Here is a 21,148-nt window from a genome sequence, read left to right as displayed (position 1 = left end):
GACCCCGTCCGCCCTCCGGGCGGAGTCCTCAAACGCCGGACGGGCTGAATTGGCGCGCCCAGGCTGGATCTGTGCGCCCAGGCTGGATCTGTGCGCCCAGGCTGGATCTGTGCGCCCGGGCTGGATCGGTGCCCCAGGCCGGATCTCCGGCTTGGGCGTATAAACCGGCCCGGGCGCGCAAACCGGCCCGGGCGCGCTGATCAGCCCGTCCGGCGCTTGAGGACGAGCGGCGGAGCCGCGAACCAGCCCGTCCGGCGCCTGAGGACGAACGCGGCGCAGCCGCGTTGCGGGGGCGCAGGGGGCGGAGCCCCCGCACCACCGCGCGGAGCGCGGTGCCAGGCCCGGGCGGAGCCCGGAAGAAACGGTGAAAGGGCGGGGAGGGGCACCCAGCCCGTCCGGCGCCTGAGGACAACCGCGCGAAGCGCGGTTGCCACCCCGCGGCGCGGAGCCGTGCCAAACACCCCCCGGGGCAGAACCCGTACGAAAGCCCCCGGGGCGGACCCCCGCACAAAAAACCCGGCCCCTACGGGGCCACCCCGCACCGACTAAAGTGGCAGAACCCCGCAAGAGCACCGAGAGGCAACACCCACCCCATGGCCCCCTCCCTCGACGTCCGCCGCGCCGCCGCGGCCCTCGCCGGCGCCGCCGTCCTGAGCACGGCCGTGATCCCCGCCGCGGCGGCCGACAACGGCACTCCCGCCCCGGCAGCCCAAGGGCTCTACGGAACCACCGACCCCAAGTTCGACGGCGTCTTCCGCCAGTCCCTCGCCTTCCTCGCCCAGCACGCCACCGGCGTCACCCCCGCCCCCAAGGCCGTCGACTGGCTCGCGGGCCAGCAGTGCGAGGACGGCGGCTTTCCCGGCTTCCGCGCCGACACCGGCAAGGGCTGCGACCCGGCGAAGGACGAGTTCCCCGACCAGACCTCCGCCGCGATCCAGGCGCTCGCCGCCGTCGGCGGGCGCAGCGCCCAGGTCACCAAGGGCCTCGACTGGCTCAAGTCGCACCAGAACGAGGACGGCGGCTGGGGCACGAACCCCGGCGCCGCCAGCAACGCCAACTCCACCGCCGCCGCCATCGGCGCGTTCTCCGCCGCCGGCCAGGACCCGGCGAAGGTCGAGTCGAAGGGCGGCAAGACCCCGTTCGACGCCCTGCTCACCTTCCAGCTCGGCTGCGACGCCCCCGAGGCCGACCGCGGCGCCTTCGGCTGGCAGCCCCAGAACGGCAAGCTGACCGCCGACAACTTCGCGTCCGCCGCCGCCACGACCGCCGCCCTCGGCAAGGGCTACCTGGTCGAGCCCGCCGGGAAGGAGAACAAGGCCGTCCAGGCCCTGTCCTGCCCGGGCGACAAGCCCAAGGACGCCCCCGCCGCCGCCCAGGCGGCCTCCGCCCACCTGGCGAAGAAGCTCGCCGCCTCCGGCAACCACCTGGAGACGTCCATGCCCGGCGCCCCCAAGGGCCCGGACTTCGGCGTGACCGCCGACACGGTCACCGCCCTTGCCGCCGGCGGCCACCGCGACGCCGCCGGCAAGGCGCTGGACTGGCTGCGCTCCAAGGACAACAAGGCCGTCGCCTGGGCCAAGGGCGACAACGGCAAGGGCGACCCCGGCCGGCTGGCCAAGCTCGTCCTCGCCACCCGCGCGGCCGGCGCCGACCCCCGCGACTTCGGCGGCACCGACCTCGTCGAGGCGCTGAACGCGACCGGTCCGAAGCCCGCCGCCGTGGAGAAGACCACGGACGAGGAGAAGAAGAAGGACGACGAGGGCTCGTCCAGCGGCTGGTGGTTCGCGGCCGTCGCCTTCGTCGCCGCCGTCGGCGTCGGCTTCCTGTTCAGCAACCGCAGGAAGAAGCAGCAGTGACCCGGGTGCGGGCGACCGCCGTCCTCCTGCTCGCCGGCCTGCTGGCGGCCCTGCTCGGCACCGCGCCCGCGCACGCCGCCGGCTACCGCTACTGGTCGTTCTGGCAGCCGGGCGGCGGCAAGGGATGGACGTACGCCACCCAGGGCCCGTCCCTGGCCCGTCCCGGCGACGGCGGGACCGTCGGCTTCCGCTTCGCGGTCGGCGCGGACTCCGCCGACGCCGCGAAGCCGCGCACGGCCCCGGACTTCGCGGCCGTGTGCGACCGCACCCCCGCCGAGGACGGCCGCAAGCGCGTGGCCGTCGTCCTCGACTTCGGCACGCCCGCCGACGCCCCGGACGGCGAGCAGCCGCCCGCCGCCCGTACGGCGTGCGCGCAGCTGCCCCGGGACGGCAGCGCCGCCGACGCGCTCGCGGCCGTCGCCAAGCCGCTGCGCTACAACTCCTCCGCGCTGCTCTGCGCCATCGCGGGCTACCCGAGATCCGGCTGCGGCGAGCAGGTGGACGCGCGGGAGCACTCCACGGAGACGAAGAAGACGGGGACGAAGAAGGAAGACGGCGGCCCGTCCGCCGGCCTGATCGGCGGCATCGCCGCCGTGATCGTCCTCGGCGCCGCCGCCGCGTGGCAGGCGCGCCGCCGGCGCGCCCGGTGACCCCGGCGCTGCACGCCGGCGCCTGGTGGCTGTGGGCGCTCGGCCTGGCCGCCGCCGCCTCGCGGACCACCAACCCGCTGCTGCTCGCCCTGCTGGTCGCCGTCGCCGGCTACGTCGTGGCGGTCCGGCGCACGGCCACCCCCTGGTCCCGCTCGTACACCGCGTTCCTCAAGCTCGGCCTGGCCGTGATCGCGATGCGGCTGGTCTTCGCCGTCCTCCTCGGCTCCCCGATCCCCGGCACGCACACCCTCCTCGCCCTCCCCGAAGTGCCGCTCCCGCACTGGGCGCAGGGCGTGCGGATCGGCGGCCGGGTCACCGCCGAGGGCGTGGTGTTCGCGCTCTACGACGCGCTCAAGCTGGCCGCCCTGCTCGCCTGCGTGGGCGCCGCGAACGCCCTGGCCAGCCCGGCCCGGCTGCTCAAGTCCCTGCCGGGCGCGCTCTACGAGGCGGGCGTCGCCGTCGTCGTCGCCATGACCTTCGCGCCGAACCTCGTCGCGGACGTCCAACGGGTGCGCGCCGCGCGCCGGTTGCGCGGCCGCCCCGACCGCGGGCTCCGCGGCCTGCTCCAGGTGGGGCTGCCGGTCCTGGAGGGCGCCCTGGAGCGTTCCGTGGCGCTCGCGGCCGCGATGGACGCCCGCGGCTACGGCCGTACGGCCGAGGTCCCGCCCGCCGTACGCCGCACCACGTCCGTGCTCACCCTCGGCGGGCTGCTCGGCGTCTGCGCCGGTACGTACGGACTGCTGGCCGACCAGGGCGCGGGCTACGGCACGCCGCTGCTGCTCGCCGGGCTCCTGGCCGCGCTGGCCGGGCTGCGCCTGGGCGGGCGCCGTTCGGTCCGCACCCGCTACCGCCCCGACCGGTGGGACGCGCGCGCCTGGCTGGTCTCCGGTTCGGGCGCGGCCGTGGCGGCGCTGATGATCTGGGCCGGCACGTACGCGCCCGGGGCGCTGCACCCGTCCGCCGTGCCGCTGACCGCGCCGGAGCTCCCGCTGTGGCCCGCGGCGTCGCTCCTGCTCGGCCTGGTGCCGGCGCTGCCGTGGGCCGGCGGGCCCGCGCCGTCGCCGGCCGTCCCGGGGCAGCGCACCGCCCCCTCCCCCGCCTCGTCGCGAAGGACGCGAAGGAGCCGCACCCAGTGATCCGCTTCGAGCAGGTGTCGGTGACGTACGACGGCGCCGCCGCACCCGCCCTCCGGGACGTCGAACTCACCGTCCCCGACGGGGAGTTGTGCCTCCTCGTCGGCCCGTCCGGCGTCGGCAAGTCCACGCTGCTGGGCACCGTCAGCGGCCTCGTGCCGCACTTCACCGGCGGCACGCTCGGCGGCCGGGTCACCGTCGCGGGCCGCGACACCCGCACCCACCGCCCGCGCGAACTCGCCGACGTCGTCGGCACCGTGGGGCAGGACCCACTCGCCCACTTCGTCACCGACACCGTCGAGGACGAACTGGCCTACGGCATGGAGTCGCTGGGCCTGCCCGCCGACACCATGCGCCGCCGCGTCGAGGAGACCCTGGACCTGCTGGGCCTGGCCGAGCTGCGCGACCGCCCGATCGGCACCCTCTCCGGCGGCCAGCAGCAGCGCGTGGCCATCGGCTCCGTCCTCACCGCGCACCCGCGCGTCCTCGTCCTCGACGAGCCGACGTCCGCGCTGGACCCGGCCGCCGCCGAGGAGGTGCTGGCGGTGCTCCAGCGGCTGGTCCACGACCTGGGCACCACCGTGCTGCTCGCGGAGCACCGGCTGGAGCGGGTCGTGCAGTACGCCGACCAGGTCGTCCTGCTGCCCGGCCGCGGCGAGGCGCCCGTCGTCGGCGAACCGGCCGCCGTCATGGCCGGCTCGCCGGTGCACCCGCCCGTCGTCGCCCTGGGCCGGCTCGCGGGCTGGTCGCCGCTGCCGCTGTCGGTGCGCGACGCGCGGCGGGCGGCGGCGCCGCTGCGGGAGCGGCTGGCCGAGGTGACGCCGCCGGTGCCGCCGGCCCCCGTGGAGGCGGCGGCGCAGGCGCGCCCGTCCCGCACCTTCCTCCGCCGTCGGCGCGTCGAGGCCGACGCCCCGGCCCCCGCCGCCGAGGTGACCGGCCTGACCGTCCGGCACGGGCACGTCGACGCGCTGCGCGAGGTGTCCCTGACCGTGCGCCCCGGCGAGACGGTCGCCCTGATGGGACGCAACGGCGCCGGCAAGTCGACGCTCCTGCGCACCCTCGTCGGCCTGAACGGGCCCGCGCGCGGCTCGGTGCGGACCGGCGGCGCCGACCCGCACCGCACGGGCCCGCGCGAACTCCTGCGGCACGTCGGCCTCGTCCCGCAGGACCCGCGCGACCTGCTGTACGCGGACACGGTCGCCGCCGAGTGCGCGGCCGCCGACGCCGACGCCTCCGCGGCCCCCGGCACGTGCCGCTCCCTCGTCTCGGACCTCCTGCCCGACGTCCCGGACACGGCCCACCCGCGCGACCTCTCCGAGGGCCAGCGCCTGGCCCTCGCCCTGGCGATCGTCCTGACCGCCCGCCCGCCGCTCCTCCTCCTGGACGAGCCGACGCGCGGCCTCGACTACGCGGCCAAGGCCCGCCTGGTGGCGGCCCTGCGCAAGCTGGCCGCCGAGGGCCACGCGATCGTCCTCGCCACGCACGACGTCGAGCTCGCGGCCGAACTCGCGCACCGCGTCGTCATCCTGGCCGAGGGCGAGGTCGTCGCCGACGGCCCGACGCCGGACGTCGTCGTCTCCTCCCCCGCGTTCGCCCCCCAGGTCGCGAAGATCCTCTCCCCCCTCCCCTGGCTCACGGTCCCCCAGGTCCGCGAGGCGCTGGAGGGGGAACGGTGACCGCACGAGCCATCCGCCTGGGCCCCCGCTCCGTCGCGGCCCTCGCCCTCATCACCCTCATCGGCGTGGCCGCCTTCGGCTGGCCCCTGCTCGCCGGCCCGTCCTCGGGCCTGGCCCACTCCCAGGACGCGCCCTGGCTCTTCGCCGCCCTGCTGCCCCTGCTGCTGGCGGTCGTCGTCGCCACCATCGCCGACACCGGCCTGGGCGCCAAGGCCGTCGCCATGCTCGGCGTCCTCGCGGCGGCGGGCGCGGCACTGCGCCCGCTCGGCGCGGGAACGGCGGGCATCGAGCCCATGTTCTTCCTCATGGTCCTCTCGGGCCGCGTGCTGGGCCCGGGCTTCGGCTTCGTCCTGGGCTCGTTGTCGATGTTCGCGTCAGCACTCCTGACCGGCGGGGTGGGCCCCTGGATGCCGTTCCAGATGCTGGCGATGGGCTGGGTGTCGATGGGCGCGGGCCTGCTGCCGGAACGCGTGCGCGGCCGCGGCGAGTTGCTGATGCTGGCGGCGTACGGCGCGGCGGCCTCCTTCTGCTACGGCACGATCATGAACCTCCAGGGCTGGCCCTACATCGGCACCCTGGCCTCCGGCATCTCCTTCGTCCCCGGCGACCCGCTCTCCGACAACCTCACCCGCTTCGCCACGTACTGCCTGGCCACGTCCCTGGGCTGGGACCTCCCCCGGGCGATCCTCACGTCGACGGCGACGCTGCTCCTGGGCCCGGCGGTGCTGAAGGCCCTGCGGCGAGCGACGCGGAGGGCGGCGTTCGAGGCGCCGGTGAGATTCGAGGACGCGGGCCGACCGGGCGCCGCTCCGGATCGCCGCCCCGGCGAGGGCGGTTGAGCGAACCCTGCGACCCGAGCGGCCGGGCGCGGGCCGCCCGGCCCGCCAGGACCACGAGAGCCGACCGGCCAGTCGGTTAGCATCGGCAGTCGCCGCTCAGCGCACGACCACGGGGGAACAACTGGACATGAGCGACCGGAAACAGACACACCAGGATCATGCGGACGGCAAGCTGCCCGAGCCGCCCGACGTCTGGATGCCGCTGCCGCCCGGGCAGAAGGGGGTCGTCGCGCCGCCTCCCCTGAGCACACTCTGGCCGGGGCAGCCCAACCTCTACGACCCGGGCGCGCCCGATCCGCAGCGCTCCCTCCCGCCCGGCGTCCACGGCCCCGTGGCCCCGAACCTGCGGATCGAGGGCTCGGTCCTGGAGGGCGCCGCCGGGAAGGCCGACGCCATCCACGACGCCTTTCAGACGCCGGCCGCGTCCCTGGAGGCGCCGACCCGCGCGGCGGCCCGCGCCCTCGACGGGCTCCAGACCGCCGACGCGCTGAAACGTTCCCACGAGCAGTGGGAGCAGCAGGCGGGCACGGTCACCGCCTGGCTCACGCACATCTCCAAGAGCCTGCGGCTCGCGGCCCACAGCTACAAGGACACCGACCACGGCGTCCGGGACGGCTTCCGGCCCTCCCCGTCGAGCCGCTTCCCGCAGCCGTATCCGTATCCGTACCCCGGCTCGTCCCCGTTCCCGCTCCCGCCGAACGGGGGCCGCTGATGCCCTCCTTCTACGAAGAGCTGCTCTCCACGGACTTCGGCGCCCTCGACACGCTCGCCGCCAAGTGGGGCGACACCCACAGCAAAATCAACGGCCTCGCCAAGCGCGTCGGGGACGAGGTGCTGCGCCCGCTCAAGGACAAGGGCTACTGGGAGGGCGCGGCCGCCCCCTACGCCTGGGCGCAGATCGACGACATCCAGCGGCAGGTCGGGGCCGCCGCCAAGGTCGCCGACGCCGTACGGAAGGTCATCCAGGACGGCGCCGGTGAACTCAAGGCCGCCCAGCGCGACTTGAAGGACGCCGTCACCCGCGCCACGGCCAAGGGCCTGCACGTCGGCCGCGACGGCGCGGTATCCCGCAGCGTCGTGAACGGCGTCTGCTCGGCGGACGCCCCCGACGACGCCTCCGCGCAGAAGGACATGGACGCCGCGCAGGACGAGATCATCGAGATATGCCGCCGCGGCCATCTCGCCGACGAGAACCTGTCGATCACGCTCATGCAGGACATCGGCGTCGACCAGTGGTTCAACAGCAAGCCGCAGCTCACCGACATCAACCACACGTCGTCGATCGGCACCGACCAGTACAACGCCCTCTCCCTCGCCATGCGCGGGAAGGACCCCCACCCGGCCCGCAAGGACACCGACCCCTACGACCTCGGCATGGACTGGGCCACCGGCACCGGCCCCGGGCACCAGGACTTCACCAACGGCGACCGGTTCACCGAACTGATCCGCCGCAGCGAGAGCATGGACGACATCCGCAAGCAGACGCTCAAGCAGTGGCGCGAGACGGGCGAGGGCGAGGGCAAGGCCAACTACTCCATCTCCAAGGACGGCAAGATCGGCGCCCTGAAGAAGCTCTTCGGCGAGGACCTGCCCGCCATCGTCACCGGTGACGACGACGGCCTGGGACAGGCGTTCCTCGGCTCCTACAGCGTCCACTACGAGATCAAGGGCCAGGACCCGGACGGCTCCGTCATCGTCAACTACCGCCTGGAGAACACCACCAGCGTGGAATCCGCGATCCACTACATGGGCTACTACGACTGGCAGAGATACCTCAACCCGCCCGCCGGCCCCGGCCGCGGCGTCAGCCAGACCGTCACCTGGACCGAACGACTGCCCGCACATGGCCACTGACACGACCCGGCCGGGACCGGTCCGGCGTGCGCTGCGGTGGATGTACGGCACGGTGCCGCGCGGCATCGCCTTCACCCTGGTCTTCGTCCTGCTGCTGGCAGTTGGCTATCTACGGGCCGCGAACTGGCTGGGCGGCGGCCCGCTGTCCGAAGGGTGCCCGAAGCCGTCGGCGAACGTCTCGCCGACCAGCCTGGACGGCGAGTTCACCGGCCCCGACGGCATGCGGATCACCCTCACGTACCCGGACCACACCTTCCGCGTGACGAACTGGCCGCTCGCCGACTCCGCGCCGGATTACGGGAGTTCGAAGCGCTTCGACGGCACGGGGACGTGGGACGACGATGAGCTCCCCGGCGCGGACGGGACGACGATCGCCCTGCGATTCCGTGACGACCCCGCCGAGGAGCCCGTCAGCAAGCTGGCGGTCGGCGGCGACAACGGGGCCCCCGTCCTCTTCGAGGACCGTGACCCGGACGTGTGCCCGTCGCTGGTGTTCCACCGGGCCTGACCCGTCCCGGCGGAGGTCGGCCCGTCCTCCGCCGGCCCCGGGACCTCGCGCCACAGCGCGGCGTACGCGGTGAAGCGGCGCACGCCGCAGTGGCGGCAGGTCGCGACGCCGGCGGCCACGGTCCACGCGATGGCGGCGTGTACGCACGTCTCCATCACGTCAGTGCATCCAGCGCTGGTGGCGGCCCATGGCGACGATCCAGCCCTGCGCGGCGGTGCGGTTCCCTTCGCGGGTGGCGGCGTGGAAGGCGTCCTTGATGCGACGGCATTCCGTGCAGGGGACGGGGACGGGCGGGGGCAGCTGAGATGGCGGAGGCGCCGACGCGGGCATGGGGGTACCCCTTCGGATGGGCAATTACTGGATGTATCAACAGCGTTGCGGACCGCGAGTACGCTCCGGAAGAGGGGGACCCATAACTTCGCCCGAGTTATGACGCGAAAGGTGCGCTGCTGCCCATGACCGCCGAAACGGACTCACCGGACCCGACGTCGTCGCTCCTGGCCTTCTTCGGCTCCGAGCTCAAGCGGGTGCGCACGGAAGCGGGCAAGTCGCAGGGCGAGACGGCCCGGTTGGCCCATACGACACAGGCGATGATCTCGTACGTGGAGTCGGCGAAACGGGTGCCGTCGGAGGACCTGGCGCGGGATCTGGACGTCGCGTTCGGGACGGGTGGGCACTTCGGGCGGTTGTACCCGCTGGTGATCAAGTTCGCTTATCCGAGCTGGTTCCTGCCGTTCGTCGAACTCGAACGGGAGGCGGCGGCCTTCCGGTCCTTCGAAGGGCAGGTCGTGCCCGGGTTGCTCCAGACCGAGGACTACGCCAGGTCGCTGTACAGCGCGGTACGCCCAGACAACCTGGATGAGTTGGTCGCGGGCCGCATCACACGGCAGGGCATCTTCGAACGAGAGATGCCACCACACGCATGGTTCGTCATGGACGAGTACGTGTTGCTCCGCCAGGTCGGCGGCCCGGCCGTGATGCGCGGACAGCTCGAACGTCTGTTGTCCGCAGGCGAGTCGCCGCGCACGGTCATCCAGGTCATCCCCGCGAGTATCGCCGCCCATCCAGGACTGGAGGGCCCATTCATGATCCTCGGTTTCGACGAGGGTGAGGACGTGCTCTACATCGACGGCTTTGCGCGAGGGTACATGACTGCTGACGCCACGGATGTCGGCCCTGCAGCTCGCACGTACGATCTACTCAGGGCGACAGCCCTGTCGCCCGTGGCTTCCGCGGAACTGATCGAGGCCCGCCTGAAGGAGCTCCGCAGATGATCAGCGCAAGTCGGCTCCGCGTCGTTTGGCACAGGAGCAGTCACAGCAGCACCAACGGGGGCAACTGCGTCGAGGTGGGCGACCTCATACCCACGGAGTGGATCAAGTCCAGCTACAGCAGCAGCAACGGCGGCCAATGCCTCGGATGGGCGCCCACCCAAGCCCCCGGCGACACCATCCCCATAAGGGACAGCAAGCGCCCCACCGGCCCCGCCCTCCTCTTCCCAACCCCCGCCTGGCGGGACTTCCTCGGCACACTCACCCCTCAATGACACGCCAGCCAGGCGACACCGCCCCCGAACACCACGGCCCCCGTGGTCACCGAGGCAAGACGGTGGCGCCGGCGCCGTAGGGCGAGCCCGGCCACAACTGCCGTGATCAGCACGGCGAACGTCCCGATCCCCGCCCGCAGCAGCCCATGGCTGTACCCGAAGTTGTTGCTGTGGCGCACAAGCCACCACAGCCAGACGAGTCTCACCGTTCCTAGCGTTGTTGGCCGGTGTTGGCCGAACTTCGCATACCGGATGGTTGATCCGGTGGCCTCGCGGACGGTCTTCGAGGCCGGGGCGGCACGAGCGGGTCACGTCGGCACGGTCGGGTCCTGTCACCTGGTTGGGGTGTGCCCGCTGTCCTCGGTGGGCTCGTGCTCCCGCGCGGTCCGGGATCGGGTCCGATCTGGCCGGTAGCTCTCCGTCCCGCCATCCTCCGGTGGTGGGCGGTCGCACCTGGCCGACACCGGATCCGGTGGCCCAGACCGCGTCTGCCGATCGCCACGGCGGCACCATGATGCCGCGTGACAACGGCAGTCGGTGATTGTTGCTGGAGCGGGGACTGCCAATAGCGGCCGCCCCAGCGGGAGGTGTACGCCGGATCGACCGCGACAACGACGAGCCCGGCGTGGTAGGCCATGGAACGTAGGCGTTCACGGAACCGGCCAGCAGGGATACCCGCCACCGTGCGGCGGAAGGTCCTGCCGCGCCGGCCTCGGCCCATGGTTTCGCGGCCGGTGGCACGGGCGTCGTCGAAGCCGAGATTCTCGATCACGATCCCCGCGCACCCCCGCTCGCGGGCAAGAGCGATCAGGTGGGTGATGGCCTGGCGCAGCCGGCCGTCCCGCGTGGCAGTGGGTCCGGCCAACTCCAGGTGAACGGTGTGAGGTTGGCCGATGAGGTTGCCGTGGGAATCAAGGACGGCGGCGGCGAGGTGGTCGGCGTTGAGGTCGACGCCCAACAGCCGCGCCCCGGCGTTCTTGAGGTCCTGTGGGGAGGGCAGGGGTGTGGTGCCGGTGGACCAGGACGCGTCCAGGTACCAGCGGTCGCGTACCGGGTCGTGGGTGATGTCGTAACGCACGGTCTGATGGGCGCTGACCCGGTCGAACCATTCCTCGCGCCGGTGGTGAAAGGTGACGGTGCACGCGAGCCGGTACCGGCCGCGAGGGGCGTTGGCCAGGTGCCGCAAGGGCTCGGGCAGTACGAGGGTGACGGAGCCGTCGTCGGGGCTGACGGTGATTGTGTAATTCCCGAACGGGGCCCCGCTCTCACCGTCGGCGGTCAGGAACAGCCGCGCGGCCGACCAGCGTTGCCGCCACTGCGCCTCGGTCAGCCCGGCCTGCTCCAGGCTGTGCCGGAGCTTCAGCAGGCGGCGGCCACCCACCACAATGCCGGGGCGGCCTTGTTCGATGAGCTTTTCGGTGCGGGCCAGTCGGGTGCGCAGGGCGCGCAGGCGCCGCTGCTTCTGGTGGCGCTCGTGGCGGTCCGCGTAACCACGCACCCTTCCCGCGCGGGCACCGACGGGTGCGGCCAGGCGCTGTTCGACAGCCCTGATAGTGCGGCGCAGTTGGGCGCGTTCGTCGTGGAGACAGCGCAGGGAGAGCTGGTACTGGTCCTCGCTGGTGCGGGTCATCGCCCCGGCCCACCGCGAGGACGATCCCGCCGTCAGCCCCCGCTTCCGTCCGGACCGCCGCGCGTCCCTGCCCTTGACATCGCCGAGGGCGACACGCCGGGCCAGATCGCCACGCTGGAGGCGGCCGTTGTGGGCGCCGACAAGCCGCAGCACCTCGGCATCGTCAGCACTCACCCGCAAACGATCCCGGATCCGCGCACCAGACGGCACGGCCACTGTGAAGGGTGCGGCAATCGCCCGCAGTCCACGCCGCTTGCCGCGTTGACGCACCACTGGCATGCCACACCCCCTCCCCAGCACCGCACACCCAACCGGTAACCAAAACCCTATACATGAACAACCCTGACCCACACCACCCACACGAGTGGCAACGTGACCAGCTATGACCTATAACCAAGCCAGCAGTCGTCCACCCAAGCCCCTCCCACTCCAAGATCCACAGGATCGCAGCCCAGGCGCCCGACCCCTCAGCCCAGCGCCCGGCGGGGCCCGAAACCCGCCGGACGGCATGGTGATTCGCCGGCTTCCCGTCTCGTCTCGGGCCCTCCGGGCCCAAAGCAGCGGCTACGGCGAGGGAGGGGCGGCGGGCCGGTGTCCACTGCCGGGTGCGGGCGGCTCCTCGCCGGGGTGAATAGCGGGCGATTTGGACGTACAGGGAGCCTGGCGAGGCCGGAATCGCAGCCAAAATGCCCGCAATTCATCAGTCAACCACCACAGGGGCACCACCTGCCAACCCCCTACCTCTCCCACCTCGGGATCAGGCAGGGCGGGCGCGCCCACCAAGGCACATGGCCGTGCACACACCCCGGCCCAACGGCCCGCGCCGAGGTGCACCGCCCACCCCGGGGCCCGCCCAACACCCGCGCCCGGCAACGGGCACCGGCCCGCCACCCTCCATCGCCGCAGCCCGCGTCTTTTTGTGTGCACAACGACGATGCGGGCGGACGGCCGTGCACGGCCACGTAAACCGCCCACCGCTGCCGCCCCCACCCCCGTCCGGCTTGTTCAACTGCCCAACGCCATAAGGCCATTGCTGTCCGCGCGAACCCTTGTCACTGGTCCGTACCGGACTTACTCTCGGGTACACCTTTCTGGGACGGCATGTTCGTACGATGCGCGTTCGGCGCATTGATCCTTCTTGATGCGGCGAACGCCCCTCGCATGCCCCCGCACTTGGCAACGTTGTCAGATCACTTACCGACCTCACCGGCGCTCACCGAGGGGAACGGCACCATGAAGGACGCTCAGGGCAGACAGGTGACGGGACGGGTCAGATGGCGGAAGTTCGCCGTCCTGGCCGTCCCGGGGTTCGCGGCCACCGCCGCGCTGGCCGTGGCGCTCGCGCAGGGGGCGCTCGCGGCGTCGTTCGCGGTGTCGGGGCAGCAGTTCAAGGTCTCGGCGGACAAGCTGGAGGGCGAGGGGTTCGCCCAGTACGGCGGGATCGACACCAACCAGCGGGACGAGGTCATCCCCGTCGCCGTGACGGCGATCAAGAACGCGAAGCTGTACAACCTGTGCCAGTCCGTGGTGACGGAGCTGGGGCCGCTCTCCATCTCCCTGAAGCTCTCCGCCGGGAAGGACCCGGACCGCCCCGTCACGGCCAAGGACCTCTTCGTCGACGCCACCCAGATCTCCGGCGACGCCGAGTTCGACCACATCGAGATCGGCCGCGACGCGTCCACGCTGGACAAGGGACCCACGACCGCACAGGGCATGCAGGACGCGTTCGCCCAGCAGGCCGACAAGGTCAGGATCACCAATCTCCACCAGACCGCCTGGGCCACGACCGCGGCCAAGTTCCGGCTGGTCGGCCTGGACCTGGGCCTTCACAAGGGCAAGCAGGAGTGCTTTAAGTGACCTCCGGCGCCGGCGCGCGCCGCCGCCACCCCTGGTTCGCGTGGCGGATGTGGCGCAAGGGCCGCCCGTTCTGGGGCGGCCTGTTCACCGCTCTCGCCGGACTCGAGATATCGCTCATTCCGCTGGGGCCGCTGAAGGTCATGCTGGTCCAGGGGATCACGGGAATCCTGTCGATCCTCATGGGGCTGGTGCTGATCCTCATGGGGCTCAGCGCCTGGTTCGCGCCCCACTACCGGGGTTTCGCCGGCATCGTCGCCGTGATGTGCGCGGCGGCCGCGCTGGTGCTGTCCAACCTCGGCGGGTTCCTGCTGGGCACGATCCTCGGCGTCGTCGGCGGCAGCATGGTCTTCGCATGGCAGCCGCACCCCCCACCGTCCCCGCGCGTCTCGCTGCTCAAGGTTCCGCAGCACCACCCCAGCCTCCCACCCAAGGAGCCGCAATGACCGCTGCGCACAGAACCCCCCGCGCCTACGCCCTCCTCGCCGCCACCGCCGCCCTGGCCCTGGCAGCCGCCGGGACCGCCACGGCCCGGACCGCCGACGCCCCCTCCACCACCGTCACCCCGGCCGGACACTCCTTCGCCGCCACGCTCAACGGCAAGGCGACCTTCAAGGCCGGTTCCCTGACGGTCACTTGCTCGACGTCCAGCTCCAAGCCCGTAACCGGCAGCACCAACAACCAGGTCCCCGCCGCCCCGGGCAACTCCAACCCGTCCGGGCCGGTCGCCAGCGACCTCAACCCGCCCACGTACACCGACTGCGTCGCCAGCCTGGCCGGCGTGAAGGTGAGCGTCGAGACCTCGGGCACCTGGAACGTCTCCATGCAGAACGGCGACCCGATCACCGCCACCCTGACCATTCCCACCGGCGGCTTCGTCCTCAAGAGCACCGGCCTGGCGACGTGTACGGTGACGGCGGCGCCCACGGCACCCGCGACGTTCGGCACGGTCTTCACCAACAGCGACGACACCGGCCCCTCCAAGTTCACGGTCACCGACGCGACCGTGTCCGTGAAGGTCGAGGGCGGCTTCGGCTGTCCGACGGCCACGAAGACGTCCGTCTTCAACGCCGTCTACGACATCACCGACACCACGGACCCCGCGTCGCGGATCACCGTCGGCAGCTGACGGCAGAGCCGCGGCCCGGCCGGGAAAAACCGGCCGGGCCGCGGTCACCGCGCCGGGCGTCAGATACGGGTGTCGTCGGCCACCGGCACGACCGGGGTCACCGGAGCCGGAGTCACCGAACGCTTCGTCCGCGGCGAGGACTTCGACGGCGTACCGCAGAACGCCGGCTCCAGGGTGTTCATCAACCCCTGCGTCACCGCACCGTTGTTGGACGCGTTCGCGAAGACCACCACCGTCCGCTCACCGTCCCGCGTCGCGAAGGACTGCGTCTGGTAGCCCTGCACGATGCCGCCGTGGCCGTAGACCTTGCCGCAGGAGAGGGAGACCTCGCGGAGGCCCAGGCCGTAGGCGATCTTCGCCGTCGGGGTGGGCAGCACGCTCGTCATCTGCCGCAGCGACGCGTCGGAGAGCAGCCGGCCGCCGAGCAGCGCGCCGAGGAAGCGGTCGAGGTCGGCGGAGGAGGAGATGACGGCGCCGGCGCTCCAGATCCAGGAGCCGTTCGACTCGGTGGAGTCCAGCAGCGGCTCGGAGCGGTCGTCGTTCGTCAGGTAGCCGGTGACGTGCGGGCCGGCGATGGCCTTGTCGGGGACGACGAACGACGTTTCGGTCAGGCCCAGCGGCTCGATGACCTGCTCGCGCAGGACGTCCGCGTAGGAGCGGCCGGTGAGGTGCTCGATCGCCATGCCGAGCAGCACGTAGTTGGTGTTCGAGTACGTGTACCGGCTCCCCGGCGTGAACTGCTTGCCGTGCTTGACCGACAGCGCCACGAGCTCGGCCGGCGTGTAGACCGTGTTGCGGATGCGCTTCTCGAAGGCGCTCGTGGTCTCCTCGCCCGCCTGCTCCAGCAGGTCGTTGGTGTGGTCGTAGACGCCGGAGCGGTGCTGCATCACCTGCCGGACGGTCATGTCCCAGCCCTCCGGGAGGGTCCCGGCCGGGAGGTACGTGCGCAGCGGCTTGTCGAGGTCGACGCGGTCCTGTTCGGCGAGGCGCAGCACGAGGGCGGCGGTGAACATCTTGGTGTTGCTGCCCACGCGGAAGCGCCAGTCGGCGTTCATGGGAGTGCCGTCGAGGTTCGCCTTGCCGACGGTGACGGTCTCGGGAGCGGCGTCGTGATCGCGGATCACGGCGAAGGCGCCCGGTGCCCCGGCCGCGACGGTGCGTTCCAGGGCGGTACGGACCCCCGCCGCGTCCGGCGCCGCCGACCGGGCCGGATCGGCCACCGCGCCGACGGCCCCCATCGCCGCCAGCACCACACTGCTCAGGGCCACTGTCGCGGCCCGTACAACCCCAGTTCTCATGATCAGGACCGTAGGGGCGCCGGCCGGGCGACCGGCGGTAATCGGCCACGGACCGTATGCGTCCGGTCAGACCCGCGCCTCGGGACCCGCGCCTCAGAGCCGCGTCTCGGACCGCGTCTCAGACCCGCGCCGACCTCCGCCCCACCGGCTCCAGCGCGTCCAGTTCGCTGCGCGCCCCCGGGATCCTCGCGAGCGCCTGCCGGCCCGGGCCGGTCAGGGCGTACTGGACGGCGAAGCCGCAGGCGACGACGAGGGCGCCGCCGACCGCGTCGAGGACGTAGTGGTTGGCCGTGCCGACGATCACCAGGAAGGTGAGCAGCGGGTAGACCATGCCGAGCATCTTCATCCACAGCTTCGGCGCGACGACCGCGATCACGACGCCGCACCACAGCGACCAGCCGATGTGCAGCGAGGGCATCGCGGCGTACTGGTTGGACAGTTGGGTCAGCGCCCCGAAGTCGGGGTTGGAGAGGTCCTGCGGGCCGTTGGCCGTGTCGATGAAGCCGCGGCCGGGCATCAGGCGCGGCGGCGCGAGCGGGTAGGCCCAGAAGCCGACGAGCGCCATGAGGGTCGCCAGGGCCAGGGCCGTGCGCGCCCAGCGGTAGGTGGCCGGGCGGCGCAGGTAGAGGAAGCCGAGCAGGGACAGCGGCACCAGGAAGTGGAAGGTGCCGTAGTAGTAGTTCATGCCGTCCTTGAGCCAGCCGACGCCCGCCACGAAGTGGTTGAAGCCGTGCTCGAAGTTGACGTGCAGGAACTCCTCGATGCCGATGATCTGCCGGCCGTGGGCCTCGGCGACGCTCCGTTCGTCGGGGGCGCTGCCGCGGATGTACGAATAGACGAAGTAGCCCATCCGTATCAGCATCAACTCCAGTAGCAGATTCGGGCGGTTGAGCGGGCGCTTCCAGAAGCCCATGAGCGGGACCCAGCGGAAGCGGCCGGGCTGCGGCTCGGCGACCGGGGTGGGGGCCGGCCGGTCCCAGACCGCCGAGTCGCGGGAGAGGAACGGCACGGCGCAGGCGGCGGCGAGGGCGGCGAGCAGCGGGGCGTTGTCGCCGAGGGGGGCGAGGACGGGGTTGTCCGGCATGAGGATCTTGCTGGGCAGCGTCATGACGAGCACGACGAGGACCGGCCACACGAGCCGGTCGGCGCGGCGGCGGCCGACCCGGCCGACGAGCGCGAGCAGGATCCAGAGCTGCTGGTGCTGGAAGGCGGTGGGCGAGACGGCGACGGTGACGCAGCCGGTGATCGCGGCGGCGAGCAGCGGCTGCCCGTCGCGGGCGTGGTGCACGGCGCGGCGCAGGCCGAGGACGGCGACGGCGGCGGCGAGCACCGCGTAGAGCGCGATCTCGGCGGGGCCGTGCAGGCCGAGGCGGAGCAGGAGGCCGTGCAGGGACTGGTTGGCGAGGCCGTCGGGCACCTCGCCGAGGCCGGCGCCGGCGAGGTGGTGGATCCAGTACGTCCACGAGTCGTCCGGCGCCGAGGCCCACGCCAGGGCGGTGGCGAGGGCGAAGGTCGCCCCGGTGGCGGCGGCCGCGCGGCGGCGGCCGGTGAGCCAGAGCAGCGGGACGAAGAGCAGGACGGCGGGCTGGAGGGCGGCCGCGAGGCCGATGAGGACGCCGCCCGAGCGGCCGGAGCCCTCCGCGAGCCGGGGCAGGCAGCAGCCCAGCAGGACGAGCAGGACGGGCAAGATGCTGGTCTGGCCGAGGGTGAAGGTGTTGCGGACGGGCAGCGAGAGGACGGCGAGGCTCACCGCGGCGGGCGCGGCGAGCAGGGCGGTGCGCCGGGACAGCGGCCCGGGCAGCGCGCGGGCGGCGACGAGCGCGAGGACGACGACGAGCAGCAGGGTGCCGATCGTCCAGCCGACGCCGAGGCTGTGCTCGGCGGCGCGGGTGAGCGGTTTGAGGACGAGGCCGCCGAAGGGGGTGCCGGTGAACTGGTCGTTGTCGTAGAAGGAACCGCGGGCGCGCAGCACGCCGTGGTCCCCTATCCAGGTCGCGAGTTCGGTGAACCGGCGCTCGGGCGGCCGGCGCAGTACGACGGCGGCCTGACGGACGGCCAGCACGCCTGCGACCAGCCAGAGGGCGCCCAGCGCCAGGACGGTCCGCGAGCCGGCCCTCGGCGGACTTCCCAGTCCGCCCCGTTCTGCATTCACCACGCCGTGCAGCTCCTCCAGTCGCCCAGCCGGGCCCCCGGTCGGTCACCCACGCAGGGGCCCTCTGAGACCTTACTGAGTCCTGACGGACACCCGCAGGTCGCCCCCAGGTCACGTAACAACCTTCCATACATGGCCTGAACGTGTTGCTTTCGGACAGAAGATGCCGGAGCGTATCCGGCATTCCGGACGGGCCGGTGGGGTCCGGATCCCTGGCCGGTGGGGTCCGGATCCCTGGCGGTGGGGTCCGGGCCCCTGGCCGGGGCGGGATGACCTGGCACGCGGCCGGTCGGCACCCGTGTCACGGATCTATACCAGGCGCCGGGGGCGGACCGCCGCAGGCGCCCGCGCGGGCACGGCGCAAGCCCCCGCCCGCAAACCCCTCGCGCCCCCGAGCGCCCCCGTGCCACGCTGCCGCCCCATGACCGACTCCCTCGTCATCGCCCCCGTCCCCGTCGGCTCCGCCACCGCCCGGGCCCTGTTGCGCGCGTACCTGACCGACGTCGCCGACCGCTGGTACCTGCTGCGGGAGCAACGCGTCTGCACCCCGGAGGAGATCGAGCGCCACCTCGCCGAGATGCCGTGCGACGACCTCGAACAGCCGCGCGGTGTCCTGCTCGTCGCCCGCCGCGGCGGCGAGCCGGCCGGCTGCGCCGGGCTGCGGCGGCTGGACGAGGAGAGGGCCGAGGTGACGCGGATGTACGTGCGCCCCGCGCACCGCGGCCGGGGCGTGGCGCCCGCGCTGTTGACCGCCCTGGAGGAGACGGCCCGCTCGTGGGGCGCGGCACGGGTGGTGCTGGAGACGAGGCTGGACCTGGCGGAGGCGCGGGCGCTGTACGCGCGGCACGGCTACACCGGCATACCGGCGTACGTCCACGGCCCGCACGCCGAGGTGTGGCTGGGCAAGGAACTGGGCGGCGGCAGCGCCTGAGTCAGAGGCGATGGTCCGACCGCGGGCCGTTGTGCGGCTGCTCCGCGTCCGAGCCGCACAGCTCGGCGCACAGCTCGTGGACGAGCGTGTCGAGGTCGGTGGGCCGGTCCGGGCCCCACCAGTCGCCGAGCAGTTCGGCGAGCGACTCCTCGCGCGCCCGGAGGAGCAGCCCGGCCTGCCGGCGTCCCTCCTCCGTCGGGAAGATCCGCACACCCTCGCGGGTGACCAGCTCCCGGGACTCCAACTGCCGTACCGCGTCGGTGAGGACGTGCAGCGGGATGTCCACCCGCTCGGCGAGCAGCGGGGGTTCGACGTGCCCGTGGCGCTCGGCGCGCAGCAGCATCCAGCTCGCGGCGGGGTGCAGGTCGAGTCCGGCCCGTTCGGTGATGTGCTCGTAGACCCGCTTGCGGCCCTCGCGGCTGCTGAGCAGGGACAGCGCGCGGGCCACCTCGTCCCGCGAGGAGCGTTCGACGGGGTTGCTGGAGACGACCTCGCTGGTGTCGGGGGCGGTGACGCTGCCGCGCAGCGGCTCCTCCTTGAGCCACCAGGCGAGGAGGAAGGCGAAGAGGCCGGCGGGGACGGCGTAGAGGAAGACGTCGGTGATGGAGTCGGAGTAGGCGGCGAGGACGCCGCCGCGCACGTTCGCCGGCAGCCGTTCCACGGCGCGCGGGTCGGCGGTGAGACTGCCCGGGGTCATGCCGGGCGGGAGCGTGAATCCGGCCAGGGCGTCCCGGACCCGCGGCCCGAGCTGGTTGCTGAAGATCGTGCCGAAGACGGAGACGCCGAAGGAGGCGCCGATGGAGCGGAAGAACGTGGCTCCGGAGGTGGCGACGCCGAGGTTCTCGTAGGAGACGGAGTTCTGCACGACGAGCACCAGCACCTGCATGACGAGTCCGAGCCCGAAGCCGAACACGAAGAAGGCGACGCTCATCACGGCGGTGCCGGTGGCCGGCTCCAGCTGGTGCAGGAGCAGCAGCCCGACGACCATCACGAAGGTGCCGCAGATGGGGAAGGCGCGGTAGTGGCCGGTGCGGCTGACGATCTGGCCGGAGCCGGTGGAGGCGATCAGCATGCCGGCGACCATGGGCAGCATGTGGACGCCGGACAGGGTCGGCGTGACGCCCTGCACGACCTGGAGGAAGGTCGGCAGATAGGTCATCGAGCCGAACATCGCGAAGCCCACGATGAAGCCGATCACCGAGCAGAGCGTGAAGGTGCGGTTGCGGAACAGCCCGAGCGGCAGCACCGGTTCGGCCGCCCGCCGCTCGACGAGGACGAACGGCACGAGCAGCAGCACGCCGAGCACCCCGAGCCCGATGATCTGCCAGGAGGACCAGGGGTAGCTGACGCCGCCGAGCGAGGTCATCAGCACCAGGCAGGTCGCCACGCAGGCGATCAGGAAGGTGCCGAGGTAGTCGATGCGGTGCGGGGTGCGGCGGACGGGGATGTGCAGGACGGCGGCGATGACGGCGAGCGCCACGAGGCCGATGGGCAGGTTGATGTAGAACACCCAGCGCCAGCTGAGGTTGTCCACGAACAGCCCGCCGAGCAGCGGCCCCAGCACGCTCGCGCCGCCGAACACCGCGCCGAACAGCCCCTGGTAGCGGCCGCGTTCGCGCGGCGGGACGATGTCGCCGACGATCGCCATCGACAGGGCCATCAGCCCGCCGCCGCCCAGGCCCTGGAAGGCCCGGAAGCCGATTAGTTCGGGCATGTTCCGGGCCATGCCGCACAGCGCGGAGCCCACGAGGAAGATGACGATGGCGGCCTGGAAGAGCTTCTTGCGCCCGTACTGGTCGCCGAGCTTGCCCCACAGCGGCGTGGCCGCGGTGGAGGCGAGCATGTAGGCCGTGACCACCCAGGACAGGTGCTCCAGCCCGCCGAGGTCGCTGACGATGGTCGGCAGCGCGGTGGAGACGATCGTCTGGTCGAGCGCCGCCAGCAGCATGCCGAGCAGCAGCGCGCCGATCGCGAGCCGGACGGACCGGGCGGACCGCCCCTCGCCGGGAGCGGGTGCGGCGGCGACCGCGGCACCCGGGGACTCCTGCGCCATGGCACCGCCTCCTCGGCTCGGGTCGGTTCCGGCGCGACG

General features: G+C 72.7%; 20 protein-coding genes and 1 pseudogene. 14 read left to right on the top strand and 7 right to left on the bottom strand.

The genetic code is table 11. From position 1 onward, the window contains the following. Positions 1–593: 593 nt before the first annotated feature. From I5Q34_RS13110 to I5Q34_RS13075, 8 genes are all read left to right on the top strand, one after another. The gene (locus tag I5Q34_RS13110) at positions 594–1,856 is read left to right on the top strand and encodes a prenyltransferase/squalene oxidase repeat-containing protein (RefSeq protein ID WP_199892349.1); all 1,263 of its coding nucleotides are present in this window, start codon (positions 594–596) and stop codon (positions 1,854–1,856) included. Next, the gene (locus I5Q34_RS13105; protein WP_199892348.1) at positions 1,853–2,506 is read left to right on the top strand and encodes an SCO2322 family protein; all 654 of its coding nucleotides are present in this window, start codon (positions 1,853–1,855) and stop codon (positions 2,504–2,506) included. Before I5Q34_RS13110 ends, I5Q34_RS13105 begins: the two co-directional genes overlap by 4 nt. Then, positions 2,476–3,642: an energy-coupling factor transporter transmembrane component T gene (locus I5Q34_RS13100; protein WP_199892347.1), complete on the top strand. Its 1,167-nt coding sequence runs from the start codon at positions 2,476–2,478 to the stop codon at positions 3,640–3,642. Before I5Q34_RS13105 ends, I5Q34_RS13100 begins: the two co-directional genes overlap by 31 nt. After that, complete coding sequence (locus I5Q34_RS13095) at positions 3,639–5,315, top strand: ABC transporter ATP-binding protein (protein ID WP_199892346.1); 1,677 nt, start codon at positions 3,639–3,641, stop codon at positions 5,313–5,315. The genes I5Q34_RS13100 and I5Q34_RS13095 overlap by 4 nt, the downstream gene beginning before the upstream one ends. After that, on the top strand, positions 5,267–6,154 hold the full coding sequence (locus tag I5Q34_RS13090; RefSeq protein WP_199892936.1) for an ECF transporter S component: 888 nt from the start codon (positions 5,267–5,269) through the stop codon (positions 6,152–6,154). The genes I5Q34_RS13095 and I5Q34_RS13090 overlap by 49 nt, the downstream gene beginning before the upstream one ends. Before the next feature lie 127 nt (positions 6,155–6,281). Beyond that, positions 6,282–6,866 (top strand): WXG100 family type VII secretion target, encoded by a 585-nt coding sequence (locus I5Q34_RS13085; protein WP_199892345.1) that lies wholly within the window; start codon positions 6,282–6,284, stop codon positions 6,864–6,866. After that, a complete protein-coding gene (locus I5Q34_RS13080) occupies positions 6,866–8,008 on the top strand; it encodes a hypothetical protein (protein ID WP_199892344.1) in 1,143 nt (380 codons plus the stop codon). The genes I5Q34_RS13085 and I5Q34_RS13080 overlap by 1 nt, the downstream gene beginning before the upstream one ends. Continuing rightward, positions 7,998–8,516, top strand: a complete 519-nt coding sequence (locus I5Q34_RS13075; RefSeq protein ID WP_199892343.1) for a hypothetical protein — start codon at positions 7,998–8,000, stop codon at positions 8,514–8,516. The genes I5Q34_RS13080 and I5Q34_RS13075 overlap by 11 nt, the downstream gene beginning before the upstream one ends. A 26-nt stretch (positions 8,517–8,542) precedes the next feature. Here the strand turns inward: I5Q34_RS13075 and I5Q34_RS36015 are convergent. Both I5Q34_RS36015 and I5Q34_RS13070 read right to left on the bottom strand, forming a co-directional pair. After that, positions 8,543–8,671 (bottom strand): annotated as a pseudogene (locus I5Q34_RS36015) (DUF6255 family natural product biosynthesis protein); the annotation flags it as partial. Positions 8,672–8,675: 4 nt separating this feature from the next. Continuing rightward, positions 8,676–8,846, bottom strand: coding sequence for a hypothetical protein (locus I5Q34_RS13070; RefSeq protein WP_199892342.1), 171 nt, complete (start codon positions 8,844–8,846; stop codon positions 8,676–8,678). A gap of 125 nt (positions 8,847–8,971) precedes the next feature. Between I5Q34_RS13070 and I5Q34_RS13065 the strand changes: the two genes are divergently transcribed. Further along, on the top strand, positions 8,972–9,790 hold the full coding sequence (locus I5Q34_RS13065; protein ID WP_199892341.1) for a helix-turn-helix transcriptional regulator: 819 nt from the start codon (positions 8,972–8,974) through the stop codon (positions 9,788–9,790). Continuing rightward, the gene (locus I5Q34_RS13060) at positions 9,787–10,062 is read left to right on the top strand and encodes a DUF397 domain-containing protein (protein WP_199892340.1); all 276 of its coding nucleotides are present in this window, start codon (positions 9,787–9,789) and stop codon (positions 10,060–10,062) included. The genes I5Q34_RS13065 and I5Q34_RS13060 overlap by 4 nt, the downstream gene beginning before the upstream one ends. On the opposite strand, the gene I5Q34_RS13055 is transcribed toward I5Q34_RS13060, so the two are convergent. Further along, complete coding sequence (locus tag I5Q34_RS13055; RefSeq protein WP_199892339.1) at positions 10,056–10,268, bottom strand: hypothetical protein; 213 nt, start codon at positions 10,266–10,268, stop codon at positions 10,056–10,058. The genes I5Q34_RS13060 and I5Q34_RS13055 overlap by 7 nt on opposite strands. A gap of 5 nt (positions 10,269–10,273) precedes the next feature. Then, positions 10,274–11,866, bottom strand: coding sequence for a hypothetical protein (locus tag I5Q34_RS13050; RefSeq protein ID WP_199892338.1), 1,593 nt, complete (start codon positions 11,864–11,866; stop codon positions 10,274–10,276). Positions 11,867–12,925: 1,059 nt separating this feature from the next. Here I5Q34_RS13050 and I5Q34_RS13045 point away from each other — a divergent pair. The 3 genes from I5Q34_RS13045 to I5Q34_RS13035 are packed head-to-tail and all read left to right on the top strand — an operon-like array spanning position 12,926 to position 14,675. Next, entirely contained in the window at positions 12,926–13,549 is a 624-nt protein-coding gene (locus tag I5Q34_RS13045; protein WP_199892337.1) for a DUF6230 family protein, read from the top strand. Beyond that, the gene (locus I5Q34_RS13040) at positions 13,546–13,992 is read left to right on the top strand and encodes a DUF6114 domain-containing protein (protein WP_277965327.1); all 447 of its coding nucleotides are present in this window, start codon (positions 13,546–13,548) and stop codon (positions 13,990–13,992) included. The genes I5Q34_RS13045 and I5Q34_RS13040 overlap by 4 nt, the downstream gene beginning before the upstream one ends. Beyond that, complete coding sequence (locus tag I5Q34_RS13035; protein WP_199892336.1) at positions 13,989–14,675, top strand: hypothetical protein; 687 nt, start codon at positions 13,989–13,991, stop codon at positions 14,673–14,675. Before I5Q34_RS13040 ends, I5Q34_RS13035 begins: the two co-directional genes overlap by 4 nt. 59 nt (positions 14,676–14,734) lie before the next feature. On the opposite strand, the gene I5Q34_RS13030 is transcribed toward I5Q34_RS13035, so the two are convergent. Further along, a complete protein-coding gene (locus I5Q34_RS13030; RefSeq protein ID WP_199892335.1) occupies positions 14,735–15,973 on the bottom strand; it encodes a serine hydrolase in 1,239 nt (412 codons plus the stop codon). A 118-nt stretch (positions 15,974–16,091) separates the two neighbouring features. Continuing rightward, the gene (locus I5Q34_RS13025; RefSeq protein ID WP_199892334.1) at positions 16,092–18,128 is read right to left on the bottom strand and encodes a bifunctional glycosyltransferase 87/phosphatase PAP2 family protein; all 2,037 of its coding nucleotides are present in this window, start codon (positions 18,126–18,128) and stop codon (positions 16,092–16,094) included. 418 nt (positions 18,129–18,546) lie between these two features. On the opposite strand from I5Q34_RS13025, the gene I5Q34_RS13020 reads away from it, so the two are divergent. Beyond that, a complete protein-coding gene (locus tag I5Q34_RS13020; RefSeq protein WP_199892333.1) occupies positions 18,547–19,056 on the top strand; it encodes a GNAT family N-acetyltransferase in 510 nt (169 codons plus the stop codon). Between the two features lies 1 nt (position 19,057). Here the strand turns inward: I5Q34_RS13020 and I5Q34_RS13015 are convergent, their stop codons facing one another. Further along, a complete protein-coding gene (locus I5Q34_RS13015) occupies positions 19,058–21,109 on the bottom strand; it encodes an MFS transporter (protein ID WP_199892332.1) in 2,052 nt (683 codons plus the stop codon). Between the last annotated feature and the right edge of the window lie 39 nt (positions 21,110–21,148).

Origin of the sequence: Streptomyces sp. AV19 (assembly GCF_015999245.1) — a bacterium.
In the GTDB taxonomy this organism is placed as follows: Bacteria; Actinomycetota; Actinomycetes; order Streptomycetales; family Streptomycetaceae; genus Streptomyces.
The sequence above is the reverse complement of the archived record's forward strand: the minus strand, read 5'-3'. Positions and strand labels throughout refer to the sequence as shown.